The 17,522-nt window shown below is 62.5% G+C and carries 20 protein-coding genes; 6 read left to right on the forward strand and 14 right to left on the reverse strand.

The genetic code is table 11. The annotated features are described in order from the left end of the window. Nucleotides 1-3 precede the first annotated feature (3 nt). From Q0601_RS13820 to ehuR, 5 genes are all read right to left on the reverse strand, one after another. Complete coding sequence (locus Q0601_RS13820) at nucleotides 4-447, reverse strand: universal stress protein (protein WP_305290436.1); 444 nt, start codon at nucleotides 445-447, stop codon at nucleotides 4-6. Between the two features lie 12 nt (nucleotides 448-459). After that, nucleotides 460-1,746, reverse strand: a complete 1,287-nt coding sequence (locus tag Q0601_RS13825) for a TRAP transporter large permease (protein ID WP_305290437.1) — start codon at nucleotides 1,744-1,746, stop codon at nucleotides 460-462. Between the two features lie 3 nt (nucleotides 1,747-1,749). Continuing rightward, nucleotides 1,750-2,397, reverse strand: coding sequence for a TRAP transporter small permease (locus Q0601_RS13830; RefSeq protein WP_305290438.1), 648 nt, complete (start codon nucleotides 2,395-2,397; stop codon nucleotides 1,750-1,752). 83 nt (nucleotides 2,398-2,480) lie between these two features. After that, nucleotides 2,481-3,698 carry a TRAP transporter substrate-binding protein DctP gene (gene dctP / locus Q0601_RS13835; RefSeq protein WP_370656139.1) on the reverse strand — a complete coding sequence of 406 codons (1,218 nt, stop codon included), beginning with the start codon at nucleotides 3,696-3,698 and terminating at the stop codon, nucleotides 2,481-2,483. Between the two features lie 159 nt (nucleotides 3,699-3,857). Beyond that, nucleotides 3,858-5,246 carry a MocR-like ectoine utilization transcription factor EhuR gene (gene ehuR / locus Q0601_RS13840; RefSeq protein ID WP_305290439.1) on the reverse strand — a complete coding sequence of 463 codons (1,389 nt, stop codon included), beginning with the start codon at nucleotides 5,244-5,246 and terminating at the stop codon, nucleotides 3,858-3,860. 72 nt (nucleotides 5,247-5,318) lie between these two features. On the opposite strand from ehuR, the gene Q0601_RS13845 reads away from it, so the two are divergent. Continuing rightward, the gene (locus tag Q0601_RS13845) at nucleotides 5,319-5,798 is read left to right on the forward strand and encodes an Lrp/AsnC family transcriptional regulator (protein ID WP_305290440.1); all 480 of its coding nucleotides are present in this window, start codon (nucleotides 5,319-5,321) and stop codon (nucleotides 5,796-5,798) included. A gap of 292 nt (nucleotides 5,799-6,090) precedes the next feature. Here Q0601_RS13845 and Q0601_RS13850 read toward each other — a convergent pair whose 3' ends face one another. Together Q0601_RS13850 and Q0601_RS13855 are read right to left on the reverse strand one after the other, a co-directional pair. Beyond that, a complete protein-coding gene (locus Q0601_RS13850) occupies nucleotides 6,091-6,624 on the reverse strand; it encodes an adenine phosphoribosyltransferase (RefSeq protein WP_305290441.1) in 534 nt (177 codons plus the stop codon). 10 nt (nucleotides 6,625-6,634) lie between these two features. Next, nucleotides 6,635-7,237 (reverse strand): flavin reductase family protein, encoded by a 603-nt coding sequence (locus Q0601_RS13855; protein ID WP_305290442.1) that lies wholly within the window; start codon nucleotides 7,235-7,237, stop codon nucleotides 6,635-6,637. Between the two features lie 105 nt (nucleotides 7,238-7,342). Between Q0601_RS13855 and Q0601_RS13860 the strand changes: the two genes are divergently transcribed. Together Q0601_RS13860 and Q0601_RS13865 are read left to right on the forward strand one after the other, a co-directional pair. Further along, on the forward strand, nucleotides 7,343-7,843 hold the full coding sequence (locus Q0601_RS13860; RefSeq protein ID WP_305290443.1) for a GNAT family N-acetyltransferase: 501 nt from the start codon (nucleotides 7,343-7,345) through the stop codon (nucleotides 7,841-7,843). A gap of 103 nt (nucleotides 7,844-7,946) precedes the next feature. Continuing rightward, complete coding sequence (locus Q0601_RS13865; RefSeq protein WP_305290444.1) at nucleotides 7,947-8,768, forward strand: EcsC family protein; 822 nt, start codon at nucleotides 7,947-7,949, stop codon at nucleotides 8,766-8,768. A gap of 165 nt (nucleotides 8,769-8,933) precedes the next feature. On the opposite strand, the gene Q0601_RS13870 is transcribed toward Q0601_RS13865, so the two are convergent. Next, nucleotides 8,934-10,472, reverse strand: a complete 1,539-nt coding sequence (locus Q0601_RS13870) for an ATP-dependent DNA helicase (protein WP_305290445.1) — start codon at nucleotides 10,470-10,472, stop codon at nucleotides 8,934-8,936. Nucleotides 10,473-10,835: 363 nt separating this feature from the next. On the opposite strand from Q0601_RS13870, the gene Q0601_RS13875 reads away from it, so the two are divergent. Together Q0601_RS13875 and nagB are read left to right on the forward strand one after the other, a co-directional pair. Then, nucleotides 10,836-11,714: a PIG-L deacetylase family protein gene (locus Q0601_RS13875; protein WP_305290446.1), complete on the forward strand. Its 879-nt coding sequence runs from the start codon at nucleotides 10,836-10,838 to the stop codon at nucleotides 11,712-11,714. A 4-nt stretch (nucleotides 11,715-11,718) separates the two neighbouring features. Next, the gene (gene nagB / locus Q0601_RS13880; protein WP_305290447.1) at nucleotides 11,719-12,498 is read left to right on the forward strand and encodes a glucosamine-6-phosphate deaminase; all 780 of its coding nucleotides are present in this window, start codon (nucleotides 11,719-11,721) and stop codon (nucleotides 12,496-12,498) included. Between the two features lie 202 nt (nucleotides 12,499-12,700). Here nagB and Q0601_RS13885 read toward each other — a convergent pair whose 3' ends face one another. The 3 genes from Q0601_RS13885 to Q0601_RS13895 form a co-directional block, all read right to left on the reverse strand. Next, on the reverse strand, nucleotides 12,701-13,510 hold the full coding sequence (locus tag Q0601_RS13885; RefSeq protein ID WP_305290448.1) for a uracil-DNA glycosylase: 810 nt from the start codon (nucleotides 13,508-13,510) through the stop codon (nucleotides 12,701-12,703). A gap of 89 nt (nucleotides 13,511-13,599) precedes the next feature. Beyond that, a complete protein-coding gene (locus Q0601_RS13890; RefSeq protein ID WP_305290449.1) occupies nucleotides 13,600-14,304 on the reverse strand; it encodes a response regulator in 705 nt (234 codons plus the stop codon). Beyond that, nucleotides 14,267-14,833, reverse strand: coding sequence for a MarR family winged helix-turn-helix transcriptional regulator (locus tag Q0601_RS13895; protein WP_305290450.1), 567 nt, complete (start codon nucleotides 14,831-14,833; stop codon nucleotides 14,267-14,269). Before Q0601_RS13895 ends, Q0601_RS13890 begins: the two co-directional genes overlap by 38 nt. Before the next feature lie 156 nt (nucleotides 14,834-14,989). Between Q0601_RS13895 and Q0601_RS13900 the strand changes: the two genes are divergently transcribed. Beyond that, on the forward strand, nucleotides 14,990-15,859 hold the full coding sequence (locus Q0601_RS13900; protein ID WP_305290451.1) for a branched-chain amino acid aminotransferase: 870 nt from the start codon (nucleotides 14,990-14,992) through the stop codon (nucleotides 15,857-15,859). Between the two features lie 260 nt (nucleotides 15,860-16,119). Here Q0601_RS13900 and Q0601_RS13905 read toward each other — a convergent pair whose 3' ends face one another. The 3 genes from Q0601_RS13905 to hpf form a co-directional block, all read right to left on the reverse strand. After that, nucleotides 16,120-16,308 carry a hypothetical protein gene (locus Q0601_RS13905; protein ID WP_305290452.1) on the reverse strand — a complete coding sequence of 63 codons (189 nt, stop codon included), beginning with the start codon at nucleotides 16,306-16,308 and terminating at the stop codon, nucleotides 16,120-16,122. A gap of 57 nt (nucleotides 16,309-16,365) precedes the next feature. Then, complete coding sequence (locus tag Q0601_RS13910) at nucleotides 16,366-16,830, reverse strand: PTS sugar transporter subunit IIA (protein ID WP_305290453.1); 465 nt, start codon at nucleotides 16,828-16,830, stop codon at nucleotides 16,366-16,368. Between the two features lie 81 nt (nucleotides 16,831-16,911). Further along, nucleotides 16,912-17,487, reverse strand: a complete 576-nt coding sequence (gene hpf, locus Q0601_RS13915; protein WP_305290454.1) for a ribosome hibernation-promoting factor, HPF/YfiA family — start codon at nucleotides 17,485-17,487, stop codon at nucleotides 16,912-16,914. Nucleotides 17,488-17,522 lie beyond the last annotated feature (35 nt).

Here is a 17,522-nt window from a genome sequence, read left to right on the forward strand (position 1 = left end):
CCTTCACACGACCAGAACCGGGCAATCGGCGATGCCCGTAACCTTGTGACTGACCGAGCCAAGCAGATAGCTTTCGGTCGCACCCATCCCGCGGGAGCCGACAACGATCAGGTCGCAATTCTTCTCATGCGCGAAGCCGACGATGGTCCGCGCGGGCTGCCCTGCCTTGATGAAGGCACTGACCTGCCCGACCCCGTGATCCTTCGCATGGCTTTTCGCGTAATTCGCCGCCTCGCGGGCGGCGCCGCGCATGGATTCGTCCAGGTTGCTGCCCGGTTCCATGCTGCCCCGCACCATCGACAACGAGGCTTCCAGCATCGAATGATGCCGGTAAACCGTCAACGCAATCAGCTGCGCTCCGCATAGCTTGGCCAATTCGGTCGCCTTGACCAGCGCCCTCTCGGCCCCGTGAGAGCCGTCATAGGCGATCAGGATACGTTCAAACATCCATACGCCTCCCTATTTGTTAAAGGCAAGATCGCGCAGGAACAATGCGATCTGCGGGAAGAAGATCAACAGCACCGCAACCGTCAACAGCATCAGGATAAAGGGCGGAGTCCCCTTAATGACCTCGATATAGGGCCGCTTGAAGACGGCGATGGCGGTGAAGATGTCACAGCCGAATGGCGGTGTTGCGCTGCCGATGGCGACCTGCAGGGTGATGATCGTCCCGACCAGCACCGGGTCAAGACCAACCGCCTTCACCACCGGCGCAAAGATCGGCACGAAGATCAGGATCACCACGATCGGATCAACGAACATGCAGCCGATGAAAAACGCGACCGAGATCGTGAACAGCACACCATATTGCCCCATCTGGTCGATACCGATAGCGCCAAGCAAATGCTGCGGAATCTGCGCGAAACTGATGACATAGGAAAAGGCCGCGCCCGCGCCGACCAGAATGAAAACGACCGCCGTGATCAACCCGGTCGATTTCGCAGTGGCGTAAAGCGTCTTGAGGCTCATTTCCCGGAACACGCCCATTTCAAGAATAAGCGCATACAGCACACAGGCCGCCGCCGCCTCGGTCGGTGAGAAGTAACCGCCATAGATCCCGCCGATGACGATCGCCGGAAAACCAAGCGGCCACAGCGCCCGTCTCAGCGCGGTTCCACGTTCGGCCCATGTCGCCTTGGGTTCGGTGGGCACATTGTTCCTGACGGCGTAGATATAAGAGTAGATCGAGAAGAACGCGAGGATCAGCAGCCCCGGCCCGATCCCGGCGATGAACAGCTCGGCGATCGAGGTACCCGAGACGACGCCATAGATGATCATGCCGATCGAGGGCGGGATCAGGAAGGCGATATCGGACGCGTTGACGATCAGCGCCAGAACGAAATTGTCATTATAGCCCGCCTTCAGCATCCTTGGACGCAGCGGCCCGCCAACCGCGACTACCGTCGCCTGGGTCGAGCCGGATACCGCGCCGAACATGGTACAGGCTCCGGCGGTCGAAATGGCCAGCCCGCCCTTGATATGTCCGACGAATGTCATCACCAGATCGATCAGCCTGTTCGCGGATTGCCCGCGCGTCATGATATCTGCGGCAAAGATGAACATCGGCACCGCGATCAGGCTGGCGGGGCGAATCCCGGCCATGATCTGCTGCACCATTGTTTCGATCTGCCCGAAACCGCCGAAAAGCCCGATGAACCCGATCAGCGCCCCGGCGATCAGCGGAACCATCATCGGAAACCCCAGCAGCAAAAGGACGATCATCGTGCCGAAAATAGCCCAGGTCATGGCTCAGATCTCCTCTTCCTTGCTGTCTTCGTAGCCTTCGAGCGTGCTGGTCGAGAGCCAGATATTCTCGTCGGTGATATTCTTGATCGCGGTCAGCGCATATTGCAGCCCGGTCAGGAAAAAGCCCAAGGGCGCCCATATGATGATCCACCATTGGGGAATCTGCATCGCGGGCAGTATCCGTCCGCGCCCGGCCTGATCGATGACATAGCCTACCGAATACCATGTCAGAAGGAACATCGCCGCCGCCGTGACCACTGAAATAAAGATCATCAGCGGCTTGCGCAAAGGCGGGCTCAGCGCATCGAAAAAGGCCGACATGCGGATATGCCGCCCATGCCGCGCGGCATAGGAGATACCCGCAAATGTGATCAGGATGATCAGTGCCTGATTAAGTTCCTCGGTAAAATACAATGTGTTACCGATAATCCTGCCCACCACGTTGACCATGGTGTTCACCGCCATCAACAGTACGCCGATCGCCAGAAGAAGCGCCTCGATCCGGGCAATTCCAACGTCAATCACCCCAAGAAACCCCGGCAGGCCGGACACATATCGGGAATCGTCGATATCGTCCTCGTCAACAGCGGGAGTCGTGGCCCCCGCAACCACATCGGGATCAGGCTCAGGAGCGTGCTTGTCGTCAGGCATTGGGACCAGGGCCTCTCATCAAAAATAACCACCGGATGAACTGGCCGGGAATCGGCCAGTTCACGGATCACAGGCCAGCCGGATCAGTTTCCGGCTTCACCCTCTGCGGCTTCGCCCTCTGCCGGAGCCTCATCTTCTGCCGGAACTTCGCCCTCGGCAGCCTCCGCTTCCGGTGCAGCTTCCGGCTCTGCGGCCTCGCCTTCGGCAGCCGCTTCGCCCTCTTCTTCGGCGGCATCCATCGCGGCCTCGTCGGCCGCGGCCTCGCCCTCGGCGGTCGACGACGCTTCGCCGCCGTCGTCGCCCACGGCAGCAAGGTCAGCCTTCATCTGGTCAAGGATTTCCTGCGCCTGCGCGCCGCCGATTTCCAGGAATTTCTCCTCGACCGACTCGGCCGTCGCCTTGAATGGCGCGCGCTCTTCCTCGGTCAGGGTGGTGATGACCACATCGGATTTGGCTTCCTGGATCTTGGCCAGCGACTCTTCGGTCAGCCCCTCCTGATACTCGACAATATAGTCGAAGGCCGCGGCAATCGCGTCATCGATGACCTTCTTGTCCTCATCCGGAAGCTCGTCATAGAAATCCTTGTTCGCCATGACGGCGGTCGTGAAGTTGTTATGCCCAAGGCGCGTGATGTGATTCGCCACCTCGTACATCTTGGTCGATTCCACGAAGAAGGCCGGGTTCTCCTGACCCTGGATGATACCGGTCTGCAACGCGCCATAAACCTCGCCCCAGGGCAGCGGCGTAGGCGTCGCGCCAAAGGCTTCGTAACTGTCCACCAGCAGCGGATTGGTCATCACCCGGAACTTGACCTCGTTCAGATCCTCGGGTGACTTGACCTCTTTCTGGGTGGTCATCACCACCTCGCCCTCGGGGAACATGGTCAGCAGTTCCAGTCCCTGATTGGCGTAAAGCGGCGGGAACAGTTCGTGGATGGTTTTCGATGTGCGGAAGAACTCGACCAGCTGGCCCTGATCCTCGGGCAGAAGATAGGGCACGAAGAAAACCTGCGCTTCGGGGATCGACGCGCCGGTGAAACCGGGCGACTGATCGACGAATTGCAGAATGCCGGATTGCGCCTGCTCCATGATATCCGCCGATTCACCCAATGTGCCAAAGGGGAAAAGCTGGATTTCATGGTCGGAATTCGCCTCGACCTCTTCCTTGAACTTCTGGGCGAACTTGCCCTGCACCTCTTCCAGCGCCTCTTCGAACGCATAGCGCCATGTTTCTGCCGTCGCACCGCTCGCGCCAAGCAGCAAAGCGGCGACGCTCGCAGCGGTAATGGTTTTATAAGTCATCTTACCTCCTGTTTTTGGGCCTTGTTACACAATTCACCCGTGACCTCCGATTTGCAGGATTCGGGTCAAAATATCCGCTCTGGCCAAGACCGAGAGTTCCGCGCAACAAAATCTCAAGTCAATTCCTATATTAAATCATGACAATTTGAGATCAGACTGTCAAACAACAGGATCGCAAACCCCGCTTTGATCAGGCAGGAGCGCCGAAATCGCGGTTAACCCATTCTCCAGATCCCGTTCATTCGCCCCTCCAAGGCAAATTCGCAGCGCCGGAGCGCGGTCGATCACCGCGAATCCCGAGCCGGGGGCAATCGCGACATCGCGCTTTAGCGCCGCGCGAATCAACTCTTGCTCATCGGTGCCAAAGGGCAGCGGCAGCCAGCGGTGCAACCCGTGCGGAAACCCCTTGCTGCGCCCGCCAAGCAGCCGCTGCGCCAGCCGGTTACGCTGCGCCAGTTCCCGGCGCTGCGCGGTCAGCAAGCCGTCCGCAATGCCGCGTTCCATCCAGTCCCGCGCGATCTCGGCCATGATCGGCGTCGCCATCCATGAAAGGGACAGATGCCGGTTCAATACGCGCTCTGCCAGCTTTTCGGGCATTGCCAGAAAGCCCAGCCGCAGCCCCGGTGACAGGCATTTCGTCAGGCCGGTGAAATAAAGGCTGCATTCCGGCGCAAAGGCGGAAACCGGCGGCGGCCTGCGCGGCGCAACCGGACCCAGCGCGTCGTCCTCGATTATGATCAGCCCGTTTTCCGCCGCCGTACGGGCCAGTTCCTCGCGTCGCTCGCGATCCACGATCCGCGCGAACGGCCCCGCGCCCGAAGGCAGAAGAAAGACCGCCCGCAGCTTGTTGCCCGGAGCCCGCGCCGCGGCGGCAAGCGCCTCGGGCAGCATGCCGCGCTCATCCCCTTCGATCCCACGCATCCGAAGATGCAGATGCCGCAGCGCGGGCTTGAGCGTGTGGCAGGTAGAGCTTTCGGTAGCAATCTGGTCGCCGGGATTCGCCACGCTCATCAGCGCGATCATCAGGGCGGGCGTGCAGCCATTGGTGATCAGGATCCGCTGGGCAGGCAGCACCATGCCGCAACGCGCAAGCCACGCCGCCGCCATCCCGCCATAAAGCGCCATGGTCTGGCGCGGCCGGAAGGAATAGATCACCGGATCGGGCATCCGGTCCGCAATCCGGTGCATGGAGTCCCGCCACGCCTCGGCAATCGCCGGCAGGCAGACCGGGGTCATCATCGAAAGATCGACCGGCGGGCGGTCGGATCCCGCACGGTACCACGGCACCTCGACCGTTTCCCGCGGGCCGGATTTGACAAAGCTTCCCCGCCCCACCTCGCCCGAGATCAGATCGGCGCGGATCAGTTCCTCATAGGCGCGGCTGACCGTCTGCACCGACAGCCCCAGCCGCCATGCAAGATCACGATGTGGCGGCAGCCGGTCGCCGGGCCGCAAGCTGCCCGAGTCGATGGCAGAAGCAATGCCCTGAGCCAGACTGCGATAGGCAGGGCGGTGGATATCCTCTCGGGTCAGGGGCCAATGCGACATTTCCCCAGAATCACCAAGGCGGGGCAATTTGTCCAGATTGACATTCTCGGGCGCCCCGGAAAGAAGTGCGTCATGAATTCGATACGCCTCGATGACCGCGACATTGCCATCCTCGCGACCCTCTCGCGTGAGGGACGGATCGCCAAGACGGATCTGGCGGCGCGCGTGAACCTGTCGCCGACCCCCTGCTGGGAGCGGATGAAGCGGCTTGAGAAAGCCGGACTGATCCGCGGCTATCGCGCCGAGATCGATCTGAACGCGCTTGCCGCGCATGTACAGGTCTTCGTGACCGTCGAACTGGAAAACCACCGGGCCGAGAATTTCCAGATATTCGAGCGGATCATCGCGCGGATGGACGAGGTGACCGGCTGCTGGGCAATCGGCGGCGGGTACGATTACCTGATGCAGGTGATCACCGGCGATATCGCTGCGTTCCAGTCGCTGATGGACGGGCTTCTGGAAAGCCGCGCGGGCGTGCGGCGCTATTACAGCTATATCGTCACCAAACCCGTCAAGGAAACCGCGCCGGCACTGGCACTGCTGAAGGGATAAGGCCGGGCCAGTCAAAGCCGGGCAGTGCCCGGCCGCGGGTGGGCGCTTTACCGGTTACGCATCACGATTTATGGCGCAACCCCGGGGCAAAGCTGAAATGATGAGATCACTTCGCCAAAGCGCCCGCCCATAGGGGCGGTCGGGCGCGGCCCGGCGTGCCTGCGGCACTTGATTCCGGGCGGGCGGGCCGCGGCAAGTGACTGTAACAAATTCAAGATAATTCAGCCATCATAGCTGCCCCATGCCGAAATCTCGCGAGGCAGGGTTGATTGCCCCATCACGCCCCACCCCCTCACGCCCCGTCGAACTCGCACAGCGCATGAACCGGCATATCCATCGCCTCCAGCCGCTTGCGCCCGCCCAGTTCCGGCAGATCGATAACGAAAGCGCAGCCGATCACCTCGGCCCCAAGACGGCGGCACAGCTTGATCCCGGCCTCGGCGGTGCCTCCGGTCGCCAGCAGATCATCCACGATCAAAACCCGCTCGCCCTCGCGGAAGGCGTCGTCATGGACCTCCATCACCGCTTCGCCATATTCAAGCTGATAGGATTCCGAGATCACTGTGCCGGGCAGTTTGCCCTTCTTGCGGATCGGCACGAAGCCGGTGGACAGCTGATGCGCAACCGCGCCGCCAAGGATGAACCCCCGCGCCTCCAGCCCCGCGACCCGATCGATCCGCAACCCCGCATAGGGATTCAGAAGCTGGTCGATCGCCATGCGGAACCCGCGCGCATCCGCAAACAGTGTCGTCACATCGCGGAACATGATCCCTTCATGCGGGAAATCCTTGATACTGCGGATATAATCCTTGACCGATCTGTTCATGCCGATTGTCTCATCCGGGGCGTTCCATCTCGAAAAGCTCTGTCACCGCAGTGTAATCCTTATATCCAAGCCGGGCGAGCCAGCCGCCCGCGGCACGTGGATCGAACCTGCCCCCGACGATGCAGTCATCGCGGATATGCACGCCGGTCACGACGCCAAGCACCATCATATTCGCCTTGCCCGCCAGCGGCAGCACCTGCGTCATCCGGCATTCCAGCGCGGCGGCGGCATCTGCCACGCGCGGGCAATCGATGCTTTCGCATTCCACCGCCTGAATCCCGGCAGCCTGAAACTCACTGCTTCCGGCGGGAAGCGGCGCCGAACTCGCATTCATCGCATCCCGCATGTCGCCGGTGGCGATATTCACGCAGAACACCCCCGATTCGATGATCTGCGCCACGCTGTCCTTGGTGCCCTTGCGGTCGGGCTTGGCACTGGTCGAGGCGAACATCACCTGCGGCGGCACATAGGCGACGGCGTTGAAAAAGGAATAGGGCGCAAGATTGTCGCCCTGCCCGCCACGGGTCGAGATCCAGCCGATGGGCCGGGGTGCGACAAGCGCGTTAAAGGGATTATGCGGCAGACCGTGACCGGCCTCGGGTCGGTAAAACATGGTTTTCCTTTGCAGAGCTTGCGGTCAACCTGCCACCGGATTTCATCCTGCGCAATATTCCGCATGCCGCCACGTCATGCTAAAGGCGCGAAAAACGGAGGCGCCATGTTCCAGATCAGCCCCGAGACGGCCGCGGATGAATACGAGGTCGAGATGCTTTTCGACCTGTGTTTCGCGCCAGGGCGGACAGCGCTGTCTTCCTATCGCCTGCGCGACGGCGTCAGGCCGGTGGCGGAACTTTGCCTGCTGTTGCGCGACGAAGGCAGCCTGCGCGCCGCGATCCGCTATTGGCCGGTCCGCGTGGCCGGGCAGCGCTGCCTGCTGCTCGGGCCCATCGCGGTACACCCGACGGCGCAGGGCGAGGGGCTGGGGGCGCTTCTGATGCATGACAGCCTTGGCCGCGCCCGGGATCTGGGCTGGTCGCGCGTCATGCTGGTCGGCGATGCGCCCTATTATTCACGCTTCGGCTTCGCCCGGCTTGAACATGTGGAAATGCCGCCACCCACCAATCCCGAGCGGGTTCTGGGACTGGAATTGCAGAATGGCGCCTGGGCAGGCGTGGAAGGCCCGGTCACGCAGGACATCGCCCCGGGGGGCGTGATCTGACCCGCCGACGGTCGCGCCATCTCCTCGCCCGGGCCGGGTGGACTGGCGAAACCCGCCCGGGCTCCCCATATTCTTGCGGATAACCGAGAAACAAGGCAGGTGAGTGACCGGCAAGATGATGACCAAAGCGCAGCAGGTGCTGCCTCCAATCAAGGATCCGGGTGTTCATGACCAGATCGACCGGCTTGCGCGGCGCCATGCCGGCGCCGGCGGGCTGGGGATAGAACTTCTCAGCAAGGTCGGCAACAGCGCCGACGGGCTGATTCAAAGGCTGCCCGCATTCGTGCGGGTCCGGCTTGACGGAATCACCCGCTTTGCCCTGAACCGGGCCTTTTCGGCGGCCTCGGGATCGCGGCGCTATTTTCGCGATCGCGGCGACTGGTTCAACCGCATGGCCACCTCGGTCAGCGGCGCAGCGGGCGGCGCCGGAGGCTTCGCCGGCGCGATGGTCGAACTGCCGGTGACGGTAACGCTGCTGCTTCGGGCAATGCTGGGGATCGCCGCCGAACACGGGCTTGATCCCGACAGCGACGAGGTGCGGCTAGAATGCCTGCGCATCTTCGCCGCCGCCGGTCCTATGGCCGATGATGACGATGCCGATTTCGGCCTGCTGGCGGCGCGCCTGTCGATCACCGGGCAAACCGTGCAGGGGCTGATCAGCAAGGTGGCGCCGAAACTCTCGATTTCGCTGGGCCAGAAGCTTGCGGTGCAGGCGGCCCCGGTGCTTGGCGCTTTCGTCGGCGCCTCGATCAATTTCACATTCGTGCGTTATTATCAGGAAATGGCGCGGGTGCATTTCGGCATCATGCGTCTGGCGAAGGAAACCGGCATCCCGCAAGAAGCTTTGGTCGAAGCCCTGCGCCTGTCGATCGAACGGATCGAAAAGCGCGAAACGCTGAAACGCGCCGGGGCCTCCGCGTCATGATCGCCCGTGTCGCTACGGCGATAACTTCTGCCTCTTCTTCTTTGTCCAAATACCTCGGGGGCGCGGGGGGCTGGCCCCCCCCCATAGCGGGCCGCGAAATGAACACAACGCCACTATCTACCTGCCCGGAATCAAGGACCGCAGGCCGGCCGGGCAGCGCCCGGTTCACCCCTCACCGCTTTCAAGCGCCAGCGGAGCGGCGGGCGCGGCCAGATCCTCGGTCGACAGCGCGGCCGAGGGGCGGGCCAGCCTTGCCCGGGTGATCCAGTAAAGCCGCTCCTGCGCGCGGGTGATCGCCACATAGGCCAGCCGCTTCCATAGCGGGATCCCGGCTTCCGAACGCCCCGACCATGCGGCGGCACTGATATCGGGGCCAAAGACCTGCACATCCGGCCACTGTGAGCCCTGCGCCTTGTGGATCGTAACCGCCGCGCCATGCAGGAAAGCCGCGCCCATATTGGCGGCAAAGGGGATGAAAGGTTCCTCGGCATCCGGCATCTCGATCTTGACGATGCTGGCGGCGGACAGGCGGGGATCCTCGGCTCCGATCACATGCAGCCGCGAAAAGCCCGGCTTGCGGCCCGGCCCCAGATAGACCACCTGCGCCCCCTTGATCAGCCCCCGCGCCTCAAGGTCGATGCGCTTCTTGCGATGTTTCAACGGCAGTTCCAGCCCGTCGCAGATCAGCGGCTCACCGGGCAGAAGCGCATCGCCGGGCGCGCCGAAAGCGGTGCGGAACGCATGGATCAGCCGGATCCGGGTGGCATTGCGCCAGACCAGAACCGGACTGCGGGCCATCAGATCGCTTTCCACCCTTTCAGCCCAGATCACGCGGGGATCGCGGGAGGCGGCGTCGCGGATCATCTGTTCGAATTCGCGGAACTCAAGGCCCTCATCGGCCAGCGCATGGGCCAGATCGAGGATCGGGCTGTCATCGGCCTGACGGTGGATCCGGCTTAGCATCAGCCGTTGGGATTCGGTCAGCCGGTCGAAGACCATCTCGCCCGACTGACCCACCGGGGCAAGCTGCGCCGGATCTCCGAACAGGACCAGCATCGGGAAAATCTCGCGCAGATCCTCGAATTGCTTCTCGTCCAGCATCGAGGCTTCGTCGATCAGCCCGATATCCAGCCCGTCCTCGCGCCGTTTCCAGCCCTTGATGAAATCCGAGCCGCGCAGCCCCGCCGCAGCCAAAGCGCCGGGTATGCTGGCATTCTGGTCGTAGAACGCCTTTGCGCGGTCAAGCGCGGCATCGGTCAGACCCTCGATCGTGGGGCGGGTGGCGTCGCCCGCCAGCCATTCGGCGATGCGTTCATATTCCGGGTCATAGACCGGCGTATAAAGAATGCGGTGGATCGTCGTGGCCGGAACGCCCCTGTTGCGCAGGACCGAGGCGGCCTTGTTCGTGGGGGCAAGGATCGCGACCGTGCGGCGGTCCTTGCGGGCGCGGCCCTCGTAATCGGCACTGACCAGTTCGACGCCCGCTTCGCGCAGGGCGCGGGTGATTTCAGACAGAAGCAAGGTCTTGCCCGACCCGGCCTTGCCGATCACCGCCATGACCCGGCCCTTTCCGGGAAGCGGCGGCAGCAATTCCTCGCTCGTCAGGTCGATCCCTGCCGAAAGGAAGCATTCCGCCAGACTGTCCCACGCATCGGCCTGATCCGGGGACAGCGACGGCAATGAGGTGAGGCTTTGGCCAGTCATGCGCATGCTCTTATCGCGGCAGGCCCCGAAAGCGAAGAGTGGAAGCGCCGTGAAATGCCCAAGCGGGGGATTTTGCATCCCCCGCGCCCCCTGCAAGGTATTTGAGCAAAGAAGAAATGCGCGGGAAGGAGGATCGTTTCAGGGTGATCCGACGGTAAAACGCGACCGCCTCACCGGGTGCTGCGCGGCGGGCCTGCGGCCCTTGATTCCGCGCGGGGACATAGCCGGATCGTGCTGGTTCGGGATATATCCTATCCCGCTGCCACGCCCCACATATCCCCGATCCCGAACACGGCGCTTGCACAAGCCTTGCCCCCCCGTCATTTATGCACAAAGGCAGGAACAGGGCGAGGACCGGACGGAATGGCGGAGAAAAACCCATACAGGCAATATGTGTCGGATTTCGCGCGGCTGCTTGCGCAGGGCCGGGATTTGCCGCTTGGCGGTTTCCCTGCCATGACCGGGCAGGCGCAGGCGGAAGACGCGCCAACCGCATTGATCTTTGCCCCGCATCCCGATGACGAATGCATCATCGGCGGCCTGCCGCTGCGACTGTTGCGCGAACTTGGTTACCGTATCGTCAATGTCGCCGTCACGCAGGGCAGCCGCGAGGACAGGCGTACCGAACGCTGGCAGGAACTGGCGCAGGGTTGCGCCGCTTTGGGCTTCGGCCTGATCGCGACCGGCGATGGCGGGCTGACCCGGATCCGGCCGGAAACCCGCGAACAGGAGGCGCCGCATTGGCGCAGCGCCGTGGATGTCATTTCGGGGATCATCACGGCGCATCGCCCGCAGGTCGTGTTCTTCCCGCATGACGATGACTGGAACCAGACCCATATCGGCACGCATCTGCTGCTGACCGATGCTTTGCGCGATCAGCCCCGGGATTTTGCCTGCCATGTCGTCGAAACCGAGTTCTGGGGCGCGATGGACAACCCCAACCTGATGGTCGAATCCGGCGAGCATGATGTCGCGGATCTGATCGCCGCCCTGTCCTGTCATGTGGGCGAGGTGCGGCGGAATCCCTATCACCTGCGCCTGCCCGGCTGGATGATCGACAATGTGCGCAGGGGCGGAGAGCTTGTCATGGGCCAGGGTCAGGCCGCGCCGGATTTCACCTTTGCAACGCTTTACCGTCTGCGCCGCTGGCAGGATGGCACGCTGCATGACGTGCTGGATCAGGGCCGCGCGGTCGCGGCGTCGCAGGATCTGGCCGATCTGTTTCCGGCAACGGGAGAATAAGCGAATGGAAGTCATAACCCGCAACAGCGCCGAACAGGCCGTCAGGCTGGTCGCAAGGCTGCTTGAGGCGCGGATACGCGCGAAACCCGACGCGGTTCTGGGCCTTGCCACCGGCCGGACGATGGAGCGGGTCTATGCCGAACTGGTCGCCAGCGGCGTGTCGCTGGCCCGCTGCACCAGCTTCAACCTTGACGAATATATCGGCCTGTCGCCCGAGGATCCGAATTCCTATCGCAGCTATATGAACGAACATCTGTTCTCGAAGGTCGATATCGATCTGGCCAATACGCATGTCCCCGATGGCGCGGCAGCCGATCTGAAGGCGGCGGCGCAGGATTACGAAAACCGGATTTCACAGGCCGGGGGCATCGATCTTCAGCTTCTGGGGATCGGCGAGGCGGGGCATATCGGCTTCAACGAACCGCTATCCTCGCTGATGTCGCGAACCCGCGACAAGGCGCTCACCCCGGTGACGCGGGCGCAGAATGCCGGGATGTTCGGCGGCGACCCGGACCGGGTGCCGAAACGCGCCCTGACGATGGGCGTCGGCACGATTCTGGACGCGCGGGAACTGATCCTGCTAGCGACCGGTCCGGCCAAGGCCGCCATCGTCGCCCGCGCCGTCGAGGGGCCGGTGACCTCGATGATCAGCGCCTCGGCGCTTCAGCTTCACCCGAATTGCAAGATCATCGTCGACGAGGCGGCGGCAAGCCGGCTTGAAGGCCGCGAATATTACGATTTCGTCTTCGCGAATGAACCCGAATGGGCCGAATTCAGGGACTGACGAAGAGTAATGACCGGACAAATGTCATCCGACCCTGCCTGCCCCGGCTTCCACTCTTCTTCTTTGCTCAAATACCTTGCAGGGGGTCCGGGGGATGCAAAATCCCCCGGCCATCGCGGGACGCAAAAAAACCCGCAGCCATGTTCAGTTTAAAACCGTCACACTCGACAAAGCCGGCCGACCTGCGCCCCAGCTGTGCCGCCTAGCCCTCCAGCCGCGCGACGATCGACAGCAGATCCGCCCACGCCTCGCGTTTGGCGGGCGGGTTGCGCAGCAGATAGGCGGGATGGGTCATCGGTATTGCGGGCAGCCCGAATGCCTCGGTCCAGGTGCCGCGCAGGCGCAGGATACCGCGGCGGCCAAGGGCGGCCTGACAGGGAATATTGCCCATCAGCACGATCAGATCGGGCGCGGCCAGTTCGATATGGCGGCGGACGAATGGCAGGCTAAGCGCGATTTCCTCGGGGCTGGGATCGCGGTTTCCGGGGGGGCGCCATGTCAGGACATTGATGATATACAGCGCCTTTTCGGCATCCACCGCATCCCGCGACAGCCCGATCGCGCCGAACATCTGATCCAGCAACTGCCCGGCACGCCCGACAAAGGGCCTGCCCTCGCGATCCTCCTGATCGCCCGGAGCCTCGCCCAGAATCAGAACCCGCGCCTTGGGATTGCCGTCCGAGAAACAGAAATTCCGCGCGCCCTTCTTCAGTTCGATCCCGTCGAACCGTTCCTGCAGGGTCGCCAGGGTTTCCAGACTGTCGGCAGAGGCCGCCAGCGCTTCGGCCTCGGCTACCGGCGGCTCCGGCTCGCCCGCAGGTTTCGCCGCCACGGGCCGAACCGTCGGCGCAGGCGCAGGCGCGGCGGCGCGGGGCCGGTCCTGCAAGGCGAATCGGTCAAGCGGCACATCGGCGACAGGTTCGTCCGCGCCCATCTCGGCCTGCCATTCAAGCAGCGCCAGCGCCGTGTCCGCGTCGAGTTCGATGCCCTGATATGTCGGATTCCCGCCCATGCTGCCAGATTAGCGCATTTCAGGGCGAAATGGACAGCGATTCCCGGGCCGGAAATGCAAGGGAGCATCCACCGCCGCGCCCATGGGCATCAATCGGTCACCAGCATATATCCCGCCCCGCGCACCGTTTGCAGGAAACGCGGCTCTTTCGGGTCGGGTTCGATCTTGCGGCGCAGCCGGGTGATCTGCACATCGATGGCGCGCTCGGAATTCTCGGATTCCTCGCCGGTGCCGCGCCCCAGATCCTCGATCAGCTCGGACCGGCTGACCGCCTGACCGCGACTCGCCGCCAGCCGCCGCAACAGTGCCTGTTCGGTACCCGTCAGCCGCAGATGGGAATCGCCCTGCCAAAGTTCCGCCTTCTCGGTATCGTAGCGCAGCATCCCCAAGGTCAGGAATTTGGGCTGCACGGTCTCGGTCGCGGGGACGCGGCGCAGGATGGCGGCGATCCGCAACAGCAATTCCCGCGGCTCGAAGGGCTTGGCCAGGTAATCGTCGGCGCCGCTTTCAAGCCCGGTGATCCGGTCGCCGGTCTCGCCCCTGGCCGTCAGCATCAGGATCGGCATATCCGACCGCTCGCGCAGGTGGCGGGACAGGGAATAGCCATCCTCGCCCGGCATCATCACATCCAGCACGACCAGATCGAAATCCAGCCCGGCCAGCAGCCGCCGCGCCTGCGACGCATCCCGGGCGCAGGTGACCAGAAAACCGTTCTTGCGCAGGAAGCGGCCCAGAAGGCTGCGGATGCGCTCGTCGTCATCGACGATCAGAATATGAGTATCTTGGCTGCTCATTGGCGGAGTCTTTCTGATCTTCGGGAAAATCCTTCACTGACTGATACAGCCCCCGCGTCTCAGCGTCCATCATTGCCTCAAGCACCTGCCGGAAACCCGCCACCGCCTGAGGCCCGGCAGTGCGATAGGCGGTCCGCATCCGGGCACGCTGCGCCTCGGACAGCCGCCGTTCCAGCTCGGTTCCCTTTTCGGTCAGGAAAAGCTGACGCTCGCGGCGGTCCCGGCGTCCGATCTTGCTTTCGACCAGCCCGTCCTCGATCAGGGTGCGGAGGACCCGGTTCAGGGATTGCTTGGTCACGCCCAGAACCGCAAGAAGCGAGGTCACGGTCAGCCCCGGCCCCCGGTTGATGAAATGCAGCGCGCGGTGATGGGCCCGGCCGTAATCCATTTCGGCCAGAATCATATCCGGATCGGCCGTAAAGGCGCGATAGGCGAAGAACATCGCCTCGATCCCGCGCCGCAGCTGGTCATCGGTCAGAAACAGCAGATCTTCGCCAATCATCCCCGGCATCCTGATATTCTGCTGCATGTTCGTTTCCTTCCATCCATTTACCGGCTTGATAGGGCAGCCTTGTTGACTTTCCAAGATTCGATTGCTAGCCGTCAAGCATCTTACGCAAGAAATTGGCCAATTCCGGGGTTATTTGCGCAAGATCCGAAAATTCCGGAATTGATGGAGAGTAAAATGACGGCGGCATATGACGATCGTGACGGTAAAATCTGGATGGATGGCGAGTTGGTCGAATGGCGCGACGCGAAAGTGCATGTCCTGACCCATGCGCTGCATTACGCCAGCTCGGTTTTTGAAGGTGAGCGCTGCTATAACGGCAAGATTTTCAAAGGACATGAACATTCGCTACGGCTGATCGAATCGGGCCGCCTGCTGGACATGCCGATCCCCTACTCCGCCGAAGAGATCGACATTGCCAAGGATGCCGTGCTGAAGGCGAATGGTTTCACCGACGCCTATGTGCGCGCGGTCGCGTGGCGCGGCTCGGGGCCGGATATGGGCGTGTCGGCCCGCCAGAACCCGGTTCGGATGGCCGTTTGCGCATGGGAATGGGGCAGCTATTACGGTGATGCCAAATGGCAGGGCGCCAAGCTGGACGTCGCCAAATGGAAGCGTCCCAGCCCGGAAACCATCCCCACCGCCGCCAAGGCCGCCGGTCTCTATATGATCTGCACCATGTCCAAACACGCCGCCGAGGCCAAGGGCTGTTCCGACGCGCTGTTCATGGACTGGGAGGGTTACGTGGCCGAGGCGACCGGCGCGAATATCTTCTTTGTCAAGAATGGCGAGGTGCATACACCGCTGGCCGACCGTTTCCTGAACGGCATCACCCGCCAGACCGTCATCCAGATGATCAAGGACAAGGGCGTGGCCGTGCATGAGCGCCGCATCAAGCCGGAAGAACTGGAAGATTTCCAGGAATGCTTCCTGACCGGCACCGCCGCCGAGGTGACCCCGGTCGGCCAGATCGGCGACTGGCATTTCCAGGTCGGCCAGACCACGCGCGGCATTGCCGAGGATTACGAGAAACTCGTTCGGGCGTAAGATATCGAGGCACTGCTTCGCCTCGCGCGGGATCGATATCCGCGCGAGGGTGATTTTGGACGGTAGCTGAACGGGAATAATCCGCTGTCACGATATCCCCGCCGGGCATCAATAGCCGCAGGCCCGCCGGGCATTACACGCATTCGCATGATGGGCAGCGCCCAACCGCTCCAATGGGGGGGCGGCTCTGCAAGGTTTTGATTCGATTAAAGCCTTGCAGGTTTTACCGTCAGCCAGCCCCACGCCCGGATCTTGCGGCGTCAGACTGTCCGGCCACGCGCGATTCGCAGATATTCGGCGGTCTTGCGATTCACCGAACCACGCATCAAGGGGCGGCTATGCAGCGCCCAGATGGCCGGATGCATGCCCGATTCGCGTTCCTGACGTGTATATTCGCGCAGCCGGTTGTGATCGGGGCTGCGGGGCTGATCCTCGACATGCTTGCTCATCGGTTCCTCCAAGGTGGCAGGAAGCCAGTATAGCGCCGAATCGCCCCTGTGCCAAATTCAGGCCGCCTGAATACCCTGCGCCGCCGCCAGAACCGCATGCAGCGCGGTCGGGCTGTCATTGGCGCGAAGCTTGCTGCGCAGATCGGGATCGCGCAACGTCCGCGACACCAGCGCAAGCGCCTTGAGGTGATCCACGCCGCCGGATTCCGGTGCAAGCAGGGCGAAGATCAGGTCAACCGGTTTGCGGTCCACCGCATCGAAATCTAACGGCTTGTCCAACCGCAGGAAAAGCCCGACGACCTGGTCAAGCTTGTGCAGGCGCGCATGGGGCAGGGCCACGCCCTCGCCGACGCCGGTCGGACCAAGGCTTTCGCGTTCCTGCAATGCGTCCAGCACCTCGGACGCATTCAGCCCGTATTGGGAATTTGCCAGATCGGCCAGTTCCTGAAACAGCCTTTTCTTTGATGTTACCTGCCCGAGGGTGCGAACGGCCCCCGGCCCGAGAATCTCACTAAGTTGCATTCAGTCCTGTCTTTCCTACGCTTGCCGCCCCGACAAGCCTGTTGCCGGGGCGGTTCTGTCCGGAACGCGGAGCGCGACCGGCTATCCGTTTCCACGCGGGTCAATCCAGCCTACATTGCCATCCTCACGGCGATGCACGACATTGACACCACCATGTTTCTCATTCCGGAACACCAATAGCGGAGCCCCGGCCAATTCCATCTGCATCACCGCGTCACCCACCGACAAGGTCGGGACACGGCTTTCCATCTCTGCGATGATGATGGGTTCAAGTCCGCTTTCCTGCGATTCCCACACATCCTCGTCAGCGGAGAGCACATACAGGCCGGCCTCACCGAATTCAACCGGTTCCGTACGGTCCTTGTGATGATCTTTCAACCGGCGCTTGTAGCGCCGCAATTGTTTGTCCATCTTTTCGCGACAGGCTTCGAACGAAGCATATACCTCATTCGCGGCGCCCCGCGCCTGCACGATCAGCCCGGTGGACAAATGAACAACAGCGTCACACAGAAACTGATGCGCATCGCGGGAAAAGGTGATTGTCGCATCGGTGGGGCGCTGGGAGTATTTCACAACCGTTTCGCCCAGCTCTGTCTCGACATGCGTGCTGAGGGCGTCACCGACATCAATTTGTTTTCCGCTGATGGTAAAGCGCATCTTACATCCTTTCCGGTTGCCCGTTTCTGCCTGCG

Origin of the sequence: Paracoccus wurundjeri (assembly GCF_030678915.1) — a bacterium.
GTDB classification, from domain to species: domain Bacteria; phylum Pseudomonadota; class Alphaproteobacteria; order Rhodobacterales; family Rhodobacteraceae; genus Paracoccus; species Paracoccus onubensis_A.

Coding starts and splice junctions, on each gene's coding strand:
- Q0601_RS13820 (WP_305290436.1), bottom strand. CDS start 447: ATGTTTGAACGTATCCTGATCGCCTATGACGGCTCTCACGGGGCCGAG.
- Q0601_RS13825 (WP_305290437.1), bottom strand. CDS start 1,746: ATGACCTGGGCTATTTTCGGCACGATGATCGTCCTTTTGCTGCTGGGG.
- Q0601_RS13830 (WP_305290438.1), bottom strand. CDS start 2,397: ATGCCTGACGACAAGCACGCTCCTGAGCCTGATCCCGATGTGGTTGCG.
- dctP (WP_370656139.1), bottom strand. CDS start 3,698: ATGACTTATAAAACCATTACCGCTGCGAGCGTCGCCGCTTTGCTGCTT.
- ehuR (WP_305290439.1), bottom strand. CDS start 5,246: ATGTCGCATTGGCCCCTGACCCGAGAGGATATCCACCGCCCTGCCTAT.
- Q0601_RS13845 (WP_305290440.1), top strand. CDS start 5,319: ATGAATTCGATACGCCTCGATGACCGCGACATTGCCATCCTCGCGACC.
- Q0601_RS13850 (WP_305290441.1), bottom strand. CDS start 6,624: ATGAACAGATCGGTCAAGGATTATATCCGCAGTATCAAGGATTTCCCG.
- Q0601_RS13855 (WP_305290442.1), bottom strand. CDS start 7,237: ATGTTTTACCGACCCGAGGCCGGTCACGGTCTGCCGCATAATCCCTTT.
- Q0601_RS13860 (WP_305290443.1), top strand. CDS start 7,343: ATGTTCCAGATCAGCCCCGAGACGGCCGCGGATGAATACGAGGTCGAG.
- Q0601_RS13870 (WP_305290445.1), bottom strand. CDS start 10,472: ATGACTGGCCAAAGCCTCACCTCATTGCCGTCGCTGTCCCCGGATCAG.
- Q0601_RS13875 (WP_305290446.1), top strand. CDS start 10,836: ATGGCGGAGAAAAACCCATACAGGCAATATGTGTCGGATTTCGCGCGG.
- nagB (WP_305290447.1), top strand. CDS start 11,719: ATGGAAGTCATAACCCGCAACAGCGCCGAACAGGCCGTCAGGCTGGTC.
- Q0601_RS13885 (WP_305290448.1), bottom strand. CDS start 13,510: ATGGGCGGGAATCCGACATATCAGGGCATCGAACTCGACGCGGACACG.
- Q0601_RS13890 (WP_305290449.1), bottom strand. CDS start 14,304: ATGAGCAGCCAAGATACTCATATTCTGATCGTCGATGACGACGAGCGC.
- Q0601_RS13895 (WP_305290450.1), bottom strand. CDS start 14,833: ATGCAGCAGAATATCAGGATGCCGGGGATGATTGGCGAAGATCTGCTG.
- Q0601_RS13900 (WP_305290451.1), top strand. CDS start 14,990: ATGACGGCGGCATATGACGATCGTGACGGTAAAATCTGGATGGATGGC.
- Q0601_RS13905 (WP_305290452.1), bottom strand. CDS start 16,308: ATGAGCAAGCATGTCGAGGATCAGCCCCGCAGCCCCGATCACAACCGG.
- Q0601_RS13910 (WP_305290453.1), bottom strand. CDS start 16,830: ATGCAACTTAGTGAGATTCTCGGGCCGGGGGCCGTTCGCACCCTCGGG.
- hpf (WP_305290454.1), bottom strand. CDS start 17,487: ATGCGCTTTACCATCAGCGGAAAACAAATTGATGTCGGTGACGCCCTC.